This window comes from Streptomyces sp. NPDC029169, from assembly GCF_055563935.1.
Genome location: NZ_JBVHXA010000010.1, coordinates 156,103 through 173,565, shown reverse-complemented (window position 1 = coordinate 173,565; position 17,463 = coordinate 156,103). Strand labels below are relative to the sequence as shown.

The following is a 17,463-nucleotide window of genomic DNA, read 5'->3' as shown; positions in this document are numbered from 1 at the left end:
CAACGCGTCCCCGCCTCAAACGCGTCCCAGCCTCGCGAGACAGTCGGCAGACGTCTGCCGCAGGCGGGCGAGCAGCTCGCCGTAAGCGTGCGGGTTGGCGGGGTAGGAACGCCCGGCCAGGACGATCGCCTCGCCGAGGGGGCGCAGAGCCTTCTCCCACCGGGCGTCGAGGGCGAGGAACTGACCCAGGTTGGTCAGCGTCCGGGCCAGGTCGAAGGTGTACGCGTCGGGGTTGCCGTCCGCCGCCGCCCGGTACAGCTCGACGCTCCGCCGCATGGCGGCCAGCCCCTCGGGGCGGTGTCCGGAAGCCTCCAGGCACCTTCCGAGATTGGACAGCGCCTGGGCGAGGTCGGCCCGGTGGACGTCCGGCTGCTCGGCGTACAGCCGCTCGCGGAGGGCGACGGCCTCCTGCGCGGCGGTGAGGGCGTCGGCCGGGCGGCCCGCGCCCAGCAGGCAGTTGGACAGGTTCGACAGCGACTGCCCCAGGCCGCGCGAGTGGGCCGCCGGGTTGCCGCGGGTGAGGCGGCGGCGGACAGCGACGGCTTCGGCCATCGCGTCCACCGCCTCGGTGAACCGTCCCACCCCCGCCAGATCGCCGCCCAGCGTGTTCAGCGCCTGCGCCAGATCCGCCTCGTGCGCCGCGGCGTTGATCCCGGCCAGTCGGCGCAGCATGGTCACGGCCTCCTGCGAGAACGGGAGCGCGTCCGCTCGCAGCCCCTGCGCAGACAGCTGGTTGGAGAGGCTGACGAGCGACTTGGCGAGCTCGGGCTCATGGGCGGCGGGGGCCCGTTCGGCAAGCGGCAGCCGGCGGGCCAGCGACTCCCGCGACGCCGCGACGGCTTCGGGCAGGCGGCCCTGGTCGTAGAGGAGGTTGCCGAGTCCGTACAGGGCGCCGGCCAGGTGCTCCTCATGGGCGGGATTGCCGGTGGCGACCCTGCGCCAGGCCGCCACCGCCCGCTCGCTCACGGCCAGGGCCTCCGTGAGCCGCCCCGTCATCGCGACGAAGATGGCCAGGTCGACGAGGCTGCCGGCGTGAAAGGCCTCGAACGCTTCGGGCTCGGCCTCGGCCATACGCCGGAACAGCGCGACGGCCTCCTCGGTGACCGGCACGGCCTCCGCGGGACGTCCGGTCTTTGCCAGGCACTGGCCGAGCTGGGCCAGGGCGGTGGCGAGCGCCGGTATGTCCCCGCCGAGCTCCTCGCACGCGGCGACGCCCCGCCGCGCGGCCTCCAGCGCCTCGTCGAAACGGCCGGCGTTCGAGAGCCGGGGCCCGAGGTGGTAGTAGCCCGTCGCCCGGGCGACCGGGCCGTCGTCCAGGGCGAGCAGTTCGGTGACGAGCCGTCGGGTCAGGGCCGCCATCCCGGCGTCCAGCTCGACGTTGCGGCCGACGGGGAACCGCTCCTCGATGGCGCCGAGCAGCCGGATCGGCACGTCGTCCAGGGCGGCGAGCGCGCTCAGGGCGGCGCTTCCGGCGGCGAGCGCCAGGCCGGGATCGCAGGCGAGGAGGGGGTAGAGGTGCTCGGGCCCGACGTGCGGCCAGCGCTGCGCGGCGGCGGCCAGAAAGGTGACCGTGCGCTCGGCGTGCCGACCGGCCAGGCGCGCGGTGACGGGCACGGCCCAGTCCATGGCCGGGTAGTCGGCGTTGTGCCCGGGGAGGGTGAGGGCGAGGAAGTCCTCGGCGAGCTGGTCGGGGTAGAGCGGCTCCAGGACGGTGCCGAGCTCCGGCTCGGCGGCCGGGTAGCAGTACGCGTGGTCGTCGAGGACCCGGCCGGGCGCGTGGCCGGTCTCGAGTTCCGCCACGATGGCCGACCCCTTGGGCCGGTCGAGGGTCCCGGTGAGCGCGGCGGCGAAGACGACCCGGTTCATGACCGGGGGAGGGGTGGCATATCGCCCGCCCCGGGCGTGCAGCGTCGCCCAGTGCAGGTGCTCGCGGTCGAGGAGGTAGACGGTGAGCCCGGCGAGATCGGTGGGCGGGCGGCGCCCGTGCGCGTGGGCGTCGACGGCGACGAGGGCGGCCATGTGCAGGGCGAGGGTCAGCCCGTACGGGGGAGGGGGACCGGGCGCGGCCGTGACTCCGTACCGTACGGCGAAGGCGTCCCGGGCGGCCCGGTACATGGCGGAGCCGTCGGGCGGTTCGCTGAGGAGATGGCTGGAGGTGGCGGCCTGGATGTCGGCGAGCGAGGCGCGGACGGCGGGCCAGGCGTCGGCGGTACGGGCGAGCAGCAGGATCCTCGTCGGCAGACCGTCATGGTGGAGCAGGGCGTTGCGGAAGAGCCAGGTGAGGTGGGTGAGGGGCCAGCGGTCCGCGTAGTCGACGACCAAGAGGACGCCCGGGCGCCCGTCGACGGTCAGGTCCTGGCTGCCGGGCGGTGGCTGGACGGGCCCGGGACCGTTCGTGGCGGCGACGACGCGCCAGCCCTCCTGCCGGGTCTCGTCCGCGAATTGAGCAGCCAGGCGGGTCTTGCCCTGCCCACCGGGCGCGTGCATCCAGCGGACGGCGAGCCGGGGCCCCTGGTCACGCCACGCGCGCAGGTCGGCCAGCTCGGCCTCCCGCCCGGTGAACGGCACCACCTCGAAGCGGGAGTTGAGCATCCGGCTCGGTAACTCCCGCAGCCACTCCGGGTCGGGCTCGGGCGCGGGACGCCAGTTCTGGAGGAGGTAGACCGGCGACCCGTCGCCGAACACGTGGATGTCCGCCCCGATGACCCCGTACGCGAATCCGGAGAGCGCGGTGACGTGCTGCTCGACGCTCACGCGCCCGGACGGGGCTCGGGGCTCTGGCGGATCACGATGTTCCCAACATGTGTGCAGCATTCCATACTTCAGCTGAGGGAGGGCCCCCGCGCTCGTGGAGCGCGGGGGCCCGTAGGAAGGGTGGCTCGCCGGTCAGAAGCAGGAGACGGTCGTCGTGGGCCGCAGCAACAGGGAGCTGGCCTCGTCCCGCTGGCCGACGTGGTTGCCGTCATAGAAGTCGTCGGACAGCCGGTCGTGCGTCACGTAGCTGCCCGGGTTGACGCAGAAGACGAGGCCGCCACCGTAGCCGGGGTCGTAGTAGTAGTGGCTCTCGTAGCCGCTGTTGCTGGAGTTGCTGGCCGACCACGAGTTGTCGTTCACGGTGTGCCCGCTGGTGAACACGTCGTTGCGGAAGTCGGTGTCGCTGTTGTAGTACGCGTGCACCTGGGAGCCGATGCTGCCCTCGAAGAGGCAGTGGTAGCCCGACGCGCAGTTGGGGCCGGCCGCCGCGGAGCTCGCGGTCGCGATGCCGCCGCCCACGAGGAGCGCGGTGGCGCCGGCGACGGCCGCGAGCTTGCTGCGGAGGCGGAGGCCGGACTTCGGATGGGTCGTGGACATGGTCGATCTCCCTTTCGTCTGTGGGGAAACATCCGCTCCTGGGGTCAGCAGCGGAAACCTGTGGTGTGGAGTGGATCGGAGGGGGCTCAGCCCTGGGTGCCCAGCACCTCGCCGGCCGCCTTGTCCTGGCGGGCCGACAGCTTCTTCCAGTCCCGGCCGATGTCCGGGTGCTCGTCCAGCCGGCGCTGCTGCGCGGCGGCGAGCCGGCGGTACGCGGTGTCCAGATACCCCGTCTCCGCCTTGCAGCGCAGATCCGCCGCGGCGACGGGACCGGTCCGCCGCTCCTCCTCCGAGCGCAGCGAACGCTGCACCTGTACGGGGTCCTGGGCCTTGACCTTGGCCCGGTCCATGCACTGCTGCCAGCGTGTCGTCGCCGCACGGAAGGCCGGGTCCTTCTCCACGTCCCGGCGGGCGTCCTCCTGCGCCTCGAAGAGCCTGATCCGTACCTGGAGCCAGCGCATCCGCCCGTCGGCGAACATGCGTGTCTCCGCCTCGGCGAGACACCCGTCGCCCGGCCGGGAGACGCTCAGCCGCAGACCCTTGGCGGTGACCCGCTTGGCCTCGTCACCGAAGAGCGCCCGCGCGTAGGCGTCGGTGCTCTCCGGGCTGCCGGGCTTGGGCGGTGCCTCGGGGGAGACCGTGGGGGTGGCCGTGCGGCGCGGATCCGTGGACTCGAGGCCGAACGGCTGCGGGCGCTCGTCGGTGCCGTCCGGGCTCTGGGGCGGGGGGACGGGGGCGTACCGGAATCCCCGCCCAGCCATGCACGCGATGGCGAGCTTCTGCTGCGCCTCGGTGCCGCGCAGGTGTGGGGTGAAGAGGAGGCCGGTGACAGGCGGCAGCAGGTGCAGTGCGGTCAGCTGAGCCGGCTCCGCGGCCTGCGCCGGGGCGGTGGCGGCGGGCGGTGCCTCGGTCGTACCGGAGCAACCTGTACCGGCGGCGAGGGCCAGGCAGGTCACCGCGGCGACCCATGCGCTCGGCAGGGGCTCGGGCATTTTACGGTCCACCGTCCTGTTGGTGAGGTGTGCTGTTCGAGCACCGGACGGGTCAGATTCTGCGAGTACGGGGGGAGTTCCGTGAACATGTGTGCGCTGGAGCGTAATTGTCCTGGTGGGAGGGGTTGAGGTGCTGCGTATCCACTTCACGGGGGAAGACCTCGCGCGGATCCGGATCGCGACCGAGCCCGACCCGATGTGGGAGATGCTGCTCAGCCTGCGGCGGCTGCGCGGACGGGACGCGGGCGTGCTCCTCGGCCCGTGGCTGCGGGAATCGCTGCCCCGAGTACCCGCGGCCACAGCGATGTTGACGGCGCTCGTGCCGCCCGTCGGGTACGCGGTGGATTTCCTGACGCCTGCGGTCGGTGGCGGCCTCGCCGCTCAGGTGGACGCGCTGCGCTCCACGCCCACGCATCGAGTCCTTGCGGATTTACGGGAGTTCGCACGGCAGAACACCACGCGGCGGCTGCCGCCCTGGTCCCGTGACCTCGTGGAGGGAGGGTCCGCGGGGATCGGCCGGCTGGCCGACGCGGCGCACGAGTACGTCGACGCCGTGCTCGGTCCGTTCTGGGAACGCATACGGGCGCAGGTGAACCGCGACCGGTCGCGCCGCTCCATCGTGCTCGCGGAGGGCGGCTGGGACGCGGTCTTGAGCACGCTCCATCCGTCGGTGCGCTGGGAGTATCCGGTGCTCAGGATCGATTGCTGCGGTGTCGACCTCGACCTCCACCTCGCCGGGCGTGGTCTGCTGCTCCAGCCGTCGTTCTTCCGCCGCTACGCCCCGACACCGCTCGGGGACCCGACACTGCCGCCGATCCTCGTCTGCCCCATCGAACACGACGTCAACTGGGCCAACCCAGCGGTGAATCCGGCGGAGGGGCGGGCGCTCGCGGCCCTCATCGGCCCGACCAGGGCCAACCTGCTGTCCGCGCTGGCCGACGGCGTCGCGACCACGGGCCAGCTCGCCCGTCGCGCGGGCACCACCGCGCCCAACGCCAGCCGGCACATCACGGCCTTGCGGGAAGCGGCGCTGGTCGCCAGCCAACGCCACCGCAACGCGACGCTCCACTCGGTCACCGAGCTCGGCCTCGCCCTCCTGGAGGGCGGAAACCCGCGCATCCCCGCCTAGGAGGCGACGTCGGCGACGAAGCCGGCCCAGGCGGCGGGGGAGACGGTGAAGACGGGGCTTACGCCGGCGAGCTTGGAGTCGCGGACGTGGACGGCGGCGGGGTGGGCGGCGACCTCGACGCAGGCGCCGCCCTCGTCGCTGCTGTAGTGTAGCTGGACTTGCGCCAGTCGTAGGCGACTTCGAGGCAGTTGCCGCCCTCGTCGCTGCTGTAGCTGGACTTGAACCACGAAAGTTCTGCTGCGCTCATGTCTCTCCTGCCAGACGATCGAGCAGGTCCTTGGTTTCCTCCGGCGTCAGGGCCTGCGATCGCAGCATTCCATACTTCTGCTGGAGGATCCCGACCTCGTCGGGATCCTCGATGAGGAAGCTGACGCGCTGACCTTCGATGTAGGCGAGATGCTCGTGCTCGGGAGTCTCGACCAGCACCATGGGCCCTGCGAGTCCCGCGTGCTTCGTGAGGCTCTTCGGGATGACCTGGATGACGAGGAAGGGCAGATCGGCCATGGCCCTCAGGTGCCGGATCTGCTCGCGCAGCACTTCCTTCCCGCCGATGGGCTGCTCCAGGATGGACTCGTTGATGAGGAAGGCCATCATGGGCGGCCAGGGCTTCTGATCGAGGAGCTGCTGCCGGTCGATCCGGGCGAGAAGCCGTTCCTCCGCCTCCTGCTCCGTGATGGGCGGATAGAGGCAGTCGAAGACGGCGCGGGCGTACTCGGGGGTCTGGAGCAGTCCGGGCACGACCTGGTTCTCGTACCAGTACAGGCTGAGCGCCTGGGCCTCCAGGTCGATGAATTCCTGTACGAACGCGGGGAACCGCTCCCGCTGCGGCACCTTCGCCACCGCTGCCGTCAATGCCCCCTTGGTGTCGAGGATTTCGTCCATCTCTTCAGCGAGTTTCCGCCGCAACGGCCTGCGCCCCTGCTCGATCGACCCCAGCGTCTCGAGCCCGACGCACACGAGCGACGCCAGCTGGGGCTGCGTCATCCCCGCGTTCTTCCGGTACAGGCCCACGAGCGCGCCGACGACTTCCCACGAGGGGACTTTCTTGCGAGGTTTCTTCCCTGGCTGCATGGGCACTGCCTTCCCCTCCCCGTGCGTACCCGACGCATTTCCTACCCGTACAAAGAATTTGTACGGCTTCCCCACCTGGGGCGCATGAGGCGCGAGTCGTCATCGTGGCGCCATGACCGACCAACTCACCGTCCACCACCAGGCGTTCTTCCGCCGCGAGCGCCGATCCGTCTCACTCGCCCGCGACTTCACGCGCAAGGTCCTGACCGAATGGAAGATGGACGCCCGTGCGGACGACGTACTCCTGTGCGTGAGCGAACTCGCCACCAACGCCCTCCTCCACGGCGTCCCACCGGGCCGCGGCTACGCCCTCCACCTGACCTTCGAGCACCCCATGCTCCGTATCGAGGTCCACGACAGCGGCGACGGCACCCCGTCCGTACGGGAACCCTCCTTCGGCGAGTCCGGCCGAGGGCTTCTCCTCGTCGCGGCGCTTGCGGACCGCTGGGGTGTGGGGGAGCGGAACCCCGGCAAGATCGTCTGGTGCGAGTTCGAGCGGGCCGGGCGGGCGGCTTCTATGCTGCCGGTATGAAGATCATGCTGAGCTGCGAGGGTGACTCGGTCGAGGACGAACTGCGTTCCCTCGCTGCCTGGTTGGAAGCCGACCGGGCCGTACGCCGACATGTACGGGCCGAGCTGGGCAGCGCGCTCCCGGCCGTGCCCGGACAGCAGGGGGACGGCATCGACATCCTCTCCCTCGTTCTGAGCAGCGGCCTCAGTACGGCGTCGCTGGTCGCCGCGATCGCCTCCTGGCGGGGCACCCGGCCCAAGCCGCCGACGCTCGTCGTGCAGCGACCGGACGGTGTGCGCGTCGAGATCAGTGGGCAGTCCCTGGAGGAGTCGGAGAAGCTGATGCGCCGGCTCCTGGGCGACACCGAGCAGAACGCCACCGAGCAGAACGACACCGCGTCTTGACCGAACTGCCCGATCCGGCCGGGACGCGTGTCCTCCTCATCGGCGCGAGCGAGTTCACCTCCCTGGACGGCCTGCCCGCCGTGGCGGGCAACCTCGCCCTGCTGCGCGACCTATTCACGGCGACGTGGAATCTGCCGCCCGGTCACGTGACCGTGGTGACGAACCCGTCCATTCCCCGCGACCTGTCGAGGGCCGTCCAGGAAGCGGTCGACGCGGCCACCGACACGCTGCTCGTCTACTACGCGGGGCACGGCCTGCTCGATCCGCGTACCGGGAAACTGCACCTGGCCACCGAGACGAGCGATCCCGCGTCGGTCCACGACACCGCCACGCCCTACGAGTGGATCCGCTGGCCGGTCGAGAAGAGCGCGGCCATGCGCCGGATCGTCGTCCTCGACTGCTGCTACAGCGCGCGGGCCTTCGGGGTCCAGTCCGCTGCCGCCGCCCTGGAGGTGGACGGCACCTACCTGCTTGCGGCCGCCGCCGAGACGGCCGTGGCGCTCTCGCCGCCGGGTGAGCCGCTCACCGCCTTCACCGGCGAGCTGGTCACGCTGATGCAGGAGGGTGTTCCGGGCGGGCCCGAGTATCTGGACCTCGACACGATCTTCACCCGGCTCCGCACGCGGCTGGTCACCCGCGACCGCCCGGAGCCGCACCGGCTGTGCCGTAACCAGCTGGGACAGGCGCCCTTCATCCGTAACGCCGCCTACACCCCGCCGCCCGAGCCGGCCCTCGTCACCGGCGCGTCCCAGGCGCCGGCGCCCCTGCGGACCGACCAGGCGGTCGCCGAGATCTACACGGCCCGCAGTCTGGCCGACACGCTGCAGGCCATCGCCGACGCCGCCGTCTCCGGGTTCGGCTACGAGCTGGCGGCCGTCAACCTCGTCCGGCCCGACGGAGACCTCGTCGTCGCCGCGCTGGCCGGCAGTCCCGCCGCCGAAGCGCTGATCGCCGGCCGGGTGGGCTCCCGTGCCTCCTGGGACCGGCGGCTGACGATGGGCGAGGACTGGGAGGGCCTGCGGTTCATCCCGTACACGGAAGGCTGGGTACTCAACGACGACGACGTACCGCAGTGGCACACCGAAGGCCCCGTGCCCGAGCAGGAGGGTGGGTGGCATCCCGAGGACCGGCTCTTCGCGCCGATGTACTCGCCCGTGGGTGAGCTGCTTGGCGTGATCTCCGTCGACAGGCCGGGTGACGGCCGTCGCCCGGGTGTCGAGAGCCGCGAGGCGCTGCGCACCTACGCCTTCCACTCCGCGATCGCCATCAGCAACGCGCGCCTGCGGGCGAACATGCAGCGGGCGCTGGTGCGGCTTGAGCGCGAGCAGCAGGCCCTGCGCGCCAGCGAGGAGTCGTTCCGGGAGGCGTTCGAGTACGCGCCGGCCGGTATGGCCATTGCCGAGATGGGCGGCGAGCAGCACGGCCGTGTGCTGCGGACGAACGACGCCCTGTGCCGCCTCCTCGGCCGGTCCGCCTCCGTTCTGCGGCAGTACTCCCTCGCCGACCTCGTGCACCCCGAGGAGGCCGGCGTCCTGCTGACCACCTCGGCCGAGGGCGGGCGTGCCGAGTTGCGGCTCGCCCGCCGCGACGGCACCTATGTCTGGGTGTCGCTGTCCCACTCCGTCGTCGCCGATGCCTCGGACGGGCCGCGTTTCCTCCTGACTCACGTCGTGGACATCGAGGAGCGCAAGCGCCGCGAGTTCGCACTGGAGGAGCGGGCGAGCCGTGACGAACTCACCGGCCTGCTGACCGAGTCCGAGCTGCGGCTCCGGCTGGGGCGTCAGCTGTGCGGTAAGCAGGAGGGCGCGACCGCGGCCAAGGCCGAGAGGGAGCCCGAGTCGCTCACCTACTATCCGCACCGGCACAAGGGGTTGCCGACCGGCCGACGCTCCACTCTGGCGGTGCTGCATCTCGGCATCGACGCCTTCAAGGCGTACAACGCCCGGCACGGGCTCGCGGCCGGCGACGCCGTCCTGATCGAGATCGCGCAGAGGCTCCGGAGGGAGCTCGCGTCATGGGACGAGGACGGGGACCTCGCCCGTATCCGCGGCGACGAGTTCCTCGTCCTCGCCCACGACCTCGACGCCACGAGGGCCGAGACGCTGGCCGCCCGGCTGAGGGAGTGCGTCCGGCGCCCGGTCGACGGCGGCGGCACCTTCGGCGGGGTCTCGCTCGACGCGACGGGCGTCCTCTGCTGGGCGACCTGCGGAACCACCTCCGCCGACCAGCTCCTCCGCCGCTCGAAGGAGCTGCTGCACGGAAGGAAGGTGCTGCGCGCGAGCTGACGGGACGTTCACCACTGCGACCTGACGGGACGTTCACCACCGCGTCCTCGCCGGGTCTTCCCCCCGTCACCCGCCCTCACTACCGTCCCCCGCGTACCACCCAATGGCTCGAAGGCGAACCATTGGCCGTCGACTGGAGGTCGGTCTTGTCCACCGAGATGTCCCGGATGTCCCGCAGGAGGCTCCTCGCCCTGGGCGGAGGCGCGCTCGGCGTCGCCGCGGCGGGCTCGCTGCTGCCGCCGTCGTTGCAGGAGGCGATCGCCGCGGGGCCGCCGGCCGGGGGCATGTCGGCCGTGCGGCACGTGGTGATCCTCATGCAGGAGAACCGTTCCTTCGACCACTACTTCGGCACCCTCCGCGGCGTCCGCGGCTTCGGCGACCGCAACGCGATCGAGCTGCCGTCCGGCAAGCCCGTGTTCGAGCAGCCGGCCGCCCTCGGCCGGACCGTGCTGCCGTTCCCGATCCGGGGCGCCGCCGAGACCCAGAAGAAGGACCTTCAGTACATCGGCGACCTCGACCACTCGTGGGGCGGCGGTGCCAAGGCCTGGCACGACGGGTGGATGGACGGCTGGGTCTCCGCCAAGACCGCGGCGACCATGGCGTACTACGACCGCCAGGACCTCCCGCTCCACTACGAGCTCGCCGACACCTTCACCATCTGCGACGCCTACCACTCGTCCATCCACACCTCGACGAGCCCCAACCGCAACCACCTCTGGTCCGGCTGGACCGGCTACGAGGCCGACGGAGCCCGCGCCGTCACCAACGCCGCGTACGCCGAGGGCACCCACCCCGGCTACTCCTGGCCCACCTACGCCGAGCGTCTCGAAGCGGCAGGGCGGACCTGGAAGACGTACGCGGAGTGGGAGAACTTCACCGACAACAACATCGAGTTCTTCACCTCCTTCAAGAAGATCGCCCGCAAGGCCCTCGCCCCCACCGGCGGGCACACCTTCATGGAGTCCTTCTACGCCGCCGTCCGCGACACGGAGGACCCCGCCGAGCGCGCCCGTCTCCTCGCCGCCCTCGAGGACGGCGTCGCCACGCTCACCGACGCCGAGCGCTCGCTCTTCGAGCGCGGACTGCGCCGCGTCGAGACCGGGAAGCTCGCCGACGCCTTCCGCGCCGACGTGGCCGCCGGGACGCTGCCCGAGGTCTCGTACCTCGTGCCGTCCGCTATCGACTCCGAGCACCCCGGCTCCTCCTCGCCGATCGCCTCCGCCTCCCTCGTCTACAAGGTGCTCGACGCCCTCGGCTCGCACCCGGACGTCTGGCGCCACACCGTCGTCCTGATCAACTACGACGAGAACGACGGCTTCTTCGACCACGTGCCGCCGCCCGTCCCGCCCGCCGACAACACGGACGAGCGCTGGAAGGGCCTGCCCACCGGCCTCGGCATCCGCGTCCCGCTGCTCGTCGTCTCGCCCTGGTCGCTCGGCGGCTACGTCTGCTCCGAGACCTTCGACCACACCTCGGTCATCCGCTTCCTGGAGCAGCTCACCGGCATCCAGGAGCCCAACATCACCCCGTGGCGGCGCGCCGTCACCGGCGACCTGACCTCCGCCTTCGACTTCCGGCGCGCCCACCGGCAGCCCGACGTCGAGGAGCCCGGCCCGATCCCGCCGTTCTCCGGCCGCTGGCGGCCGCAGCCCCCGCTGGTGCAGCGGATGCCGGTCCAGGAGCCGGGCACCCGGCCGGCCCGCCCGCTGCCGTACCAGCCGGACGCGCAGGCCCGGATCGACGGTGGCGCGATCGGTGGTGCGCTCACGGTCGACCTCAAGAACACGGGGAAGGCCTCCGCGCACTTCGCGCTCTACCCGTACGCCGGCGAGTTCGCCGTCCCCCAGCACCGGGATGTAAGGGGCACGGCGCAATGGAGGGTCCCCCTTACGCGTGATCATTACCGCTTCACGATCACGGGCCCGAACGGCTTCCGCCGCGAGTTCGAGGGCCCGGCGGCGGGCGGTGCCGAACTGGCCTCGTACATCGACCATCACGACCGTGACCTGCATCTCACCGTCCGTAACACCGGCAAGGCGCCCGTCGCCTTCACGATCCGGCCGCTCGGTTACGTCGACGAGGACGACCTGCGCGACTGGACCCGCACGGTCACGGTGAAGCCTGGCAAGAGCCGTACCCTCGTGCACTCGGCCGCCGACGCGCACGGCTGGTACGACGTCGAGGTGACCGCCCCGGGCGGCTTCCGCCGGCGGCTCATGGGGCACATCGAGAACGGGCGGGCGAGCGTCTCCGGCTGAGACACCCCGTACACGGCACGTGCGCGGGAGCACAGGCACAAAGGCCTGCGCTTCCGCGCATCGCTGTGAGTATCGACACGAAAGGGGCAATTGATCTTATTGGGCTGCGACAGTGGCCTGACGTAGGTCATGCGTTCTTTTCGGGCTGTTCCCCGGTAAAGATCCACGAACCACCCACCAGGGAGCCCGTCCTTTGGCAGCCATCGCACGGTGGTGCATCAAGCACCGCCTCGTCGCCGTACTGCTCTGGCTCATCGCCCTCGGCGGAGCCGTCGCCGGAGCATCGGTCGCCGGCAACGCGTACTCCAACGACTACGAGGTCCCCGGCACCGAGTCCGGCCGCGCCACCGCCCTCCTCGACAAGGGCTTCCCCGGCGCCGGCGGCGACAGCGACACCATCGTCTGGCACACCGACAAGGGCAGCGTCCGGGCCACTGGCGTCGAGCAGCGCATGACCGACATGCTCGACGAGGTCGCCGAACTGCCCGGCGTCGCGTCCGTCGTCTCCCCGTACGACTCCCGGCCCGCCGCCCAGGCGCAGATCAGCGAGGACGGTCGCACCGCCTTCGCGGCCGTCACCTTCCACGAGCAGGCCGACGACATCCCGGAGTCCCAGGCCCAAGCGCTTGTCGACACGGCCCGCTCCGCCGCCGACGAGAACGTCCGGGTCGAGCTCGGCGGCAGCGCCGTCGCCCTCACCGAGGCCCCCGGCGGCCATGTCGCCGAGGCCGTCGGCGTCGTCGTCGCGGCCCTCGTTCTCTTCCTCGCCTTCGGCTCGCTCGCCGCCTCCGCGCTCCCCATCGCCACCGCGCTCGTCAGCGTCGGCATCGCATACTCCGGGATCGCGCTCCTCGGCCATGTCATGACGGTCGCCGACTTCGCCCCCATGCTGGGCATGCTCATCGGCCTCGGCGTCGGCATCGACTACGCGCTCTTCATCGTCACCCGCCACCGCAAGGGCCTCAAACGCGGACTCTCGGTCCCCGAATCCGCGCAGATCGCCGTCGCGACCACCGGCCGCGCCGTCGTCTTCGCGGGCGCGACCGTCTGTATCGCGCTGCTCGGCATGCTCATCCTGCGGCTCAGCTTCCTCAACGGCGTCGCCATCGCCGCCTCGCTGACGGTGGTGCTCACCGTCGCCGCGTCCGTCACGCTGCTGCCCGCGCTGCTCTCCCTCATCGGGATGCGCGCACTGTCGCGCCGTGAGCGGCGGCAGCTCGCCGAGCACGGGCCGCAGCCCGAGCTGCCGACCGGCTTCGCGGCCCGCTGGTCCGCCTTCGTCGAGCGCCATCCCAAGCTGCTCGGTGCGGTCGCCGCCGTCGTCATGCTGGTCCTCGCGCTGCCGACCTTCTCGCTCCACCTCGGCACCTCCGACCAGGGCAACGGACCCGCCACGGCGACCACCCGGCAGGCGTACGACCTGCTGGCCGACGGCTTCGGGCCCGGTGTCAACGGGCCGCTCACCCTCGTCGCCGAGATCGACGGCGCCGACGACCGTGTCGCGCTCGGCGAGCTGCCGGCCGAGCTGGCGCACACCCGCGGTGTCGAGTCCGTCTCCCCGGTCACGTACAACAGCACGGGGGACACCGCCGTCCTGACCGTCGTACCGGACTCCTCGCCGCAGTCGAAGGAGACGAGCGAGCTGGTCGACCGGCTGCGCGCGGACGTGCTGCCCGCGGCCGAGCACGGCACGTCGCTCGATGTGCACGTGGGCGGCGTCACCGCCTCGTACGACGACTTCGCCGAGATCATCGTCGGCAAGCTGCCGCTCTTCGTGGGCGTCGTCATCGCGCTCGGCTGTCTGCTGCTGCTCGTCGCCTTCCGGTCCCTCGGCATCCCGCTGAAGGCCGCGCTGATGAACGTGGCGGCCGTCGCCTCGGCCTTCGGGATCGTCGTCGCGGTCTTCCAGTGGGGTTGGGGGAGCGAGCTGCTCGGGCTCGGCAGCGCGGGCCCGATCGAACCCTTCCTGCCGGTCATCATGGTGTCGGTGCTCTTCGGGCTCTCCATGGACTACCAGGTCTTCCTGGTCAGCCGGATGTACGAGGAGTGGCTGGAGACCGGGGACAACCGGCGGGCGGTCCGGGTCGGGCTCGCCGAGACCAGCCGGGTGATCAACTCCGCGGCGGTCATCATGATCTCCGTCTTCCTCGCCTTCGTGCTCTCCGGCGACCGGGTCGTCGCGATGTTCGGCATCGCGCTGGCGGCGGCGGTCGCCCTGGACGCCTTCGTCCTGCGGACCCTGCTCGTACCGGCCCTCATGCACATGCTCGGCGGGGCGAACTGGTGGCTGCCGAAGTGGCTCGACCGCCGCATGCCCCGGATCAGCATCGAACCTCCCGAGAGCCGCGAGGCCGCGGACGCCCGCGCGAAGATCCCCGCTCAGCGTGTGACGGTTCCGGCGGTCGAGGAGAAGGCGCCCTGAGGAACGGGGCCCGACTCGGTTCGCCCGCACGGACAGTCGTTCGCTCCCTTTAACGGGCAGGCTGTGACGCCTGTCAGAGCCGCACGATGATCAGGGCGATGTCGTCCCGGGCGCCGCCGGCCACGCCGAGGCGGGCCAGCAGGGCATCGGCGAGGCGGTGGGGGCCCAGGCGGGCATGGCGGGCGAGGGCGTCCGTGAGCCGGTGCAGGCCGGCGTCGATGTCCTCGTCGCGGCGTTCGATGAGCCCGTCCGTGTACAGCACGAGGGTGTCGCCGGGGGTGTAGGGCAGGGCGGCCTCCGGGCGGGGGACGTGTTCGGGGCGGGCGCCCAGCGGCGGGTCGGTGGCCTGGTCCAGCAGGTCGCATGTGCCGTCGGGGTGGAGCAGAACGGGTGGGGGGTGGCCGGCGCTGCTGTAGGAGATCCGCCGGTGGCGGGTGTCGATCACGGCCTGTACGACGGTAGTGGCCAGTGCGCCTTCGACCGAGCGGGCGTACAGGCCCAGGACCTCCAATGACTTCGCCGGCTCGGGGAGGGTTCGGACGGCGGCGCTCAGTGCGCTGCGGAGCATGCCCATGACCGCGGCGGCTTCCAGGCCGTGGCCGACGACGTCGCCGACTGCGGCGCCGAAGGAGTCGCCGGGCAGATCCACGACGTCGAACCAGTCGCCGCAGACGTTCAGCGACCCGACCGCGGGCAGGTAGCGCACCGCGACATCCTGGTGCCGGTCCAGGTCGGGCGAGTGCAGCATGGCCTCCTGCAGGGTGAGGGCGACCGTGCGTTCCCGGGCGTGCGCGTGGCGCAGTTCCTCGTTCAGCTGCTGCAGTTCCCGCGCCCGCGCGTACAGCTCGGCCTCCACCACTTCTCGCGTGCCCAGCGGCCCTGGTGTCGGCCCGGGCGGTCGGGAGCGGACGAACTCGGTCACGTCCTCCACCCGGTGAATGATCCACGCCACCTGCCCGTCCGGGCCCAGCACGGGGGTGTTGATCGGCGACCACCACCGCTCCTCGAACCCCCCGGGCCGGGACATGACGGGGATGTCGTACTTCTGCACGGCCATCGTGTCCGGCAGCCTCGACTGCAGGACACGGCGCAGCGACGCATCCAGGTTCCGTACCCCGTCCGCGCTCGCATCCGCGGGATTGTCCGGGAAGGCGTCGAACAGGTACTGGCCGACCAGGTCCTGCCTCGTCCGGCCCGTGGCACGCAGGTACGCCTCATTGACGTCGACGATCACCAGGTCGGGACCCAGCACCAGATACGGACTGGGCGTGGCCGCGAACAACGCCTTGTAGTCAATGTTCGGTTCCACATCTCGCATTGTCCCAGTGGGCACCGGGCTGCACCTGTCAGCTGGAGGTCGCCGTCTTAAGACGGCTCTCATGAGCGGCACCTAGCGTGCGGCGCATGACTATCAAGACTGAGAAGACGACTGCCGAGGCCGACGAGACGGCCGAGGTGGCTGAGGATGTCGAGCTGGTTGACGAGCTCGACGAGCTGGACGCCCTGGAGGAGAGCGAGGAGGCTCCCCTCGCTCCCGCTGAGGCCGGTGACGGTATCGGCGCGGGTGCCGCCGCCGTCGTCTCCACCGCCCTCGGGCTCGCCGCCCTCACCGGCACCTGGGTGGGCAAGGTCAGCAGCGAGCGCGAGACGCTCATCGGCCAGATCAAGGCCCAGGGCGGCAGCGCGGCCCAGCAGATCAACGAGATCTACGGCGACGCCTGGCACACCACCGCCCTCGTCAACGGCATCTTCGCGTTCCTCGCCCTGATCATCGCCGTGCTCGTCCTCGTCCGCCCGCAGCGCCCCACCTGGATCCGCGCCGTGGCCCTCGCCGGCGCCGTCCTGGGCGCCCTCGGCATGTTCCTGTCGGCGGGCATGTACTTCGACCTCTTCCTGAGCCTCCCGACCGCGCCCTGAGGCCCACAGGTGCGAGGCCCCCGACCGTCAGGTCGGGGGCCTCTGGCGTCAACGGAAGACGTACGGCGTCGCGGGCGTCGGTCCCGTCCGCAGGGCTCGCCGCATGGTCAGACAGCCGGCCAGGCCACAGCCGAACCCGATGAGAGCGAGGACGAACCCGCCGACCATGAGGGCGGCCATCGTGATCGCGACGCCCGCGCCGTCGAGCGCCCGCTCGCGGACCGCGTCCGCAGGGATCGTGCCGCTCTGTCCGTCCGACAGGAAGGAGCGGGAGTCACGGGAGTTGACCCGGTTGTCGCCCATCACGAAGAGCCGGCCTTCCGGCACCCTCACGTCGTAGGTCTTGCCGTCACCGACGGGGTCGCCCCCGGCGACGTACGTCTCGCGCAACGGCTCGCCGTTCACCAGCACTTGGCGCCCGTCACAGCTCACCCGGTCGCCGCCGACCCCGATGACGCGCTTGAAGACGAGATCCGTGTCCGCGTAGTGCCCAGGCAGGGAGTAGAAGACCACGTCGCCGCGACGGACCTCGGTGCCGTCGATCTTCTTCGTGAAGACGCGGTCGCCCTGCTCGTACGTAGGCCGCATGGCATCGGAACCGACGCGGTGGCCTCCGAAGGCGGAGTCACCGATCCACCACGTCACCGACAGGAGCAGCACCCCCAGGGGCACCAGCACCAGCCCCGTGATCCACAGTCCTCGTCCCGGTCTCATCCCTCAGCCCCTCCCGGCAGTTCCCGGCCCGCACCCTATCGGCGTGTGCCGGCGCCCCTATGTCCAAGGCAGCTGTCTAAGGCAGCGGCGATGCCCGCCTAAGGCCCCCGTACCCCGAACATGCGGCACTCGCCCGATGTGGCCGCACCCCCTGGGCGACGAGAGTAGAGGCATCGCAAGGAGCGATACCGACACCAGCGAGCCCACCAGGGAGAACAAGATGTTCGCGTACGAACTGAACCGACTGCACCACTCCGAGCTCGTCCGTGAGGCCGCCGCCCAGCGACTGTCCCGTCAGGCCGTCAAGGCGCGGCGGGCCGCGAAGGCCGCCGCCCGGTCCGAAGAGCATGATTCCGAGGGGTGGGTGAGGGTACAGCGCGGTCGCTTCGTCCGGGCCGCGTGACCCCTT

The 17,463-nt window shown here is 71.4% G+C and carries 14 protein-coding genes and 2 pseudogenes; 9 read left to right on the top strand and 7 right to left on the bottom strand.

Annotation, left to right across the window (positions count from 1 at the left end; translation table 11 throughout):
- Positions 1-15 precede the first annotated feature (15 nt).
- From ACZ4VI_RS20525 to ACZ4VI_RS20515, 3 genes are all read right to left on the bottom strand, one after another.
- Positions 16-2,754, bottom strand: a complete 2,739-nt coding sequence (locus tag ACZ4VI_RS20525; RefSeq protein ID WP_468001005.1) for a tetratricopeptide repeat protein — start codon at positions 2,752-2,754, stop codon at positions 16-18.
- Positions 2,755-2,886: 132 nt separating this feature from the next.
- Positions 2,887-3,351: a peptidase inhibitor family I36 protein gene (locus tag ACZ4VI_RS20520; RefSeq protein WP_468001003.1), complete on the bottom strand. Its 465-nt coding sequence runs from the start codon at positions 3,349-3,351 to the stop codon at positions 2,887-2,889.
- An 86-nt stretch (positions 3,352-3,437) separates the two neighbouring features.
- A complete protein-coding gene (locus ACZ4VI_RS20515) occupies positions 3,438-4,343 on the bottom strand; it encodes a hypothetical protein (RefSeq protein ID WP_468001001.1) in 906 nt (301 codons plus the stop codon).
- Positions 4,344-4,473: 130 nt separating this feature from the next.
- Here ACZ4VI_RS20515 and ACZ4VI_RS20510 point away from each other — a divergent pair, with 130 nt between their 5' ends.
- On the top strand, positions 4,474-5,472 hold the full coding sequence (locus ACZ4VI_RS20510) for an ArsR/SmtB family transcription factor (protein WP_468000999.1): 999 nt from the start codon (positions 4,474-4,476) through the stop codon (positions 5,470-5,472).
- Here ACZ4VI_RS20510 and ACZ4VI_RS20505 read toward each other — a convergent pair.
- A pseudogene (locus tag ACZ4VI_RS20505) lies at positions 5,469-5,719 on the bottom strand (DUF397 domain-containing protein). The gene ACZ4VI_RS20510 and the pseudogene ACZ4VI_RS20505 sit on opposite strands and share 4 nt — an antisense overlap.
- Positions 5,716-6,543 carry a helix-turn-helix domain-containing protein gene (locus ACZ4VI_RS20500; RefSeq protein ID WP_468000997.1) on the bottom strand — a complete coding sequence of 276 codons (828 nt, stop codon included), beginning with the start codon at positions 6,541-6,543 and terminating at the stop codon, positions 5,716-5,718. Before ACZ4VI_RS20500 ends, ACZ4VI_RS20505 begins: the two are co-directional and overlap by 4 nt.
- A 112-nt stretch (positions 6,544-6,655) precedes the next feature.
- On the opposite strand from ACZ4VI_RS20500, the gene ACZ4VI_RS20495 reads away from it, so the two are divergent.
- The 6 genes and pseudogenes from ACZ4VI_RS20495 (at position 6,656) to ACZ4VI_RS20470 (ending at position 14,423) form a co-directional block, all read left to right on the top strand.
- Positions 6,656-7,075, top strand: coding sequence for an ATP-binding protein (locus ACZ4VI_RS20495; protein WP_468000996.1), 420 nt, complete (start codon positions 6,656-6,658; stop codon positions 7,073-7,075).
- Positions 7,072-7,458 carry an effector-associated constant component EACC1 gene (locus ACZ4VI_RS20490; RefSeq protein ID WP_468000994.1) on the top strand — a complete coding sequence of 129 codons (387 nt, stop codon included), beginning with the start codon at positions 7,072-7,074 and terminating at the stop codon, positions 7,456-7,458. Before ACZ4VI_RS20495 ends, ACZ4VI_RS20490 begins: the two co-directional genes overlap by 4 nt.
- A pseudogene (locus ACZ4VI_RS20485) lies at positions 7,455-8,084 on the top strand (caspase, EACC1-associated type); the annotation flags it as partial. The gene ACZ4VI_RS20490 and the pseudogene ACZ4VI_RS20485, both read left to right, overlap by 4 nt.
- A 138-nt stretch (positions 8,085-8,222) precedes the next feature.
- Positions 8,223-9,743, top strand: coding sequence for a diguanylate cyclase domain-containing protein (locus tag ACZ4VI_RS20480; protein WP_468001162.1), 1,521 nt, complete (start codon positions 8,223-8,225; stop codon positions 9,741-9,743).
- Between the two features lie 167 nt (positions 9,744-9,910).
- Positions 9,911-12,001 (top strand): phosphocholine-specific phospholipase C, encoded by a 2,091-nt coding sequence (locus ACZ4VI_RS20475; protein WP_468001160.1) that lies wholly within the window; start codon positions 9,911-9,913, stop codon positions 11,999-12,001.
- A gap of 193 nt (positions 12,002-12,194) precedes the next feature.
- Positions 12,195-14,423, top strand: a complete 2,229-nt coding sequence (locus ACZ4VI_RS20470) for an MMPL family transporter (RefSeq protein WP_468000992.1) — start codon at positions 12,195-12,197, stop codon at positions 14,421-14,423.
- A gap of 73 nt (positions 14,424-14,496) precedes the next feature.
- On the opposite strand, the gene ACZ4VI_RS20465 is transcribed toward ACZ4VI_RS20470, so the two are convergent.
- Positions 14,497-15,741 carry a PP2C family protein-serine/threonine phosphatase gene (locus tag ACZ4VI_RS20465; RefSeq protein WP_468000990.1) on the bottom strand — a complete coding sequence of 415 codons (1,245 nt, stop codon included), beginning with the start codon at positions 15,739-15,741 and terminating at the stop codon, positions 14,497-14,499.
- Positions 15,742-15,827: 86 nt separating this feature from the next.
- On the opposite strand from ACZ4VI_RS20465, the gene ACZ4VI_RS20460 reads away from it, so the two are divergent.
- Positions 15,828-16,340, top strand: a complete 513-nt coding sequence (locus ACZ4VI_RS20460) for a hypothetical protein (protein ID WP_468000988.1) — start codon at positions 15,828-15,830, stop codon at positions 16,338-16,340.
- A gap of 48 nt (positions 16,341-16,388) precedes the next feature.
- Here the strand turns inward: ACZ4VI_RS20460 and lepB are convergent, their stop codons facing one another.
- On the bottom strand, positions 16,389-17,054 hold the full coding sequence (gene lepB, locus ACZ4VI_RS20455) for a signal peptidase I (protein WP_468000987.1): 666 nt from the start codon (positions 17,052-17,054) through the stop codon (positions 16,389-16,391).
- A 220-nt stretch (positions 17,055-17,274) separates the two neighbouring features.
- On the opposite strand from lepB, the gene ACZ4VI_RS20450 reads away from it, so the two are divergent.
- Positions 17,275-17,457, top strand: coding sequence for a hypothetical protein (locus ACZ4VI_RS20450; protein WP_468000985.1), 183 nt, complete (start codon positions 17,275-17,277; stop codon positions 17,455-17,457).
- Positions 17,458-17,463 lie beyond the last annotated feature (6 nt).

Bases quoted from the DNA above. Each gene is read 5' to 3' on its own strand.
- ACZ4VI_RS20520 (WP_468001003.1), bottom strand. From the start codon at position 3,351: ATGTCCACGACCCATCCGAAGTCCGGCCTCCGCCTCCGCAGCAAGCTC.
- ACZ4VI_RS20515 (WP_468001001.1), bottom strand. From the start codon at position 4,343: ATGCCCGAGCCCCTGCCGAGCGCATGGGTCGCCGCGGTGACCTGCCTG.
- ACZ4VI_RS20500 (WP_468000997.1), bottom strand. From the start codon at position 6,543: ATGCAGCCAGGGAAGAAACCTCGCAAGAAAGTCCCCTCGTGGGAAGTC.
- ACZ4VI_RS20495 (WP_468000996.1), top strand. From the start codon at position 6,656: ATGACCGACCAACTCACCGTCCACCACCAGGCGTTCTTCCGCCGCGAG.
- ACZ4VI_RS20490 (WP_468000994.1), top strand. From the start codon at position 7,072: ATGAAGATCATGCTGAGCTGCGAGGGTGACTCGGTCGAGGACGAACTG.
- ACZ4VI_RS20475 (WP_468001160.1), top strand. From the start codon at position 9,911: ATGTCCCGCAGGAGGCTCCTCGCCCTGGGCGGAGGCGCGCTCGGCGTC.
- ACZ4VI_RS20465 (WP_468000990.1), bottom strand. From the start codon at position 15,741: ATGCGAGATGTGGAACCGAACATTGACTACAAGGCGTTGTTCGCGGCC.
- ACZ4VI_RS20460 (WP_468000988.1), top strand. From the start codon at position 15,828: ATGACTATCAAGACTGAGAAGACGACTGCCGAGGCCGACGAGACGGCC.
- lepB (WP_468000987.1), bottom strand. From the start codon at position 17,054: ATGAGACCGGGACGAGGACTGTGGATCACGGGGCTGGTGCTGGTGCCC.
- ACZ4VI_RS20450 (WP_468000985.1), top strand. From the start codon at position 17,275: ATGTTCGCGTACGAACTGAACCGACTGCACCACTCCGAGCTCGTCCGT.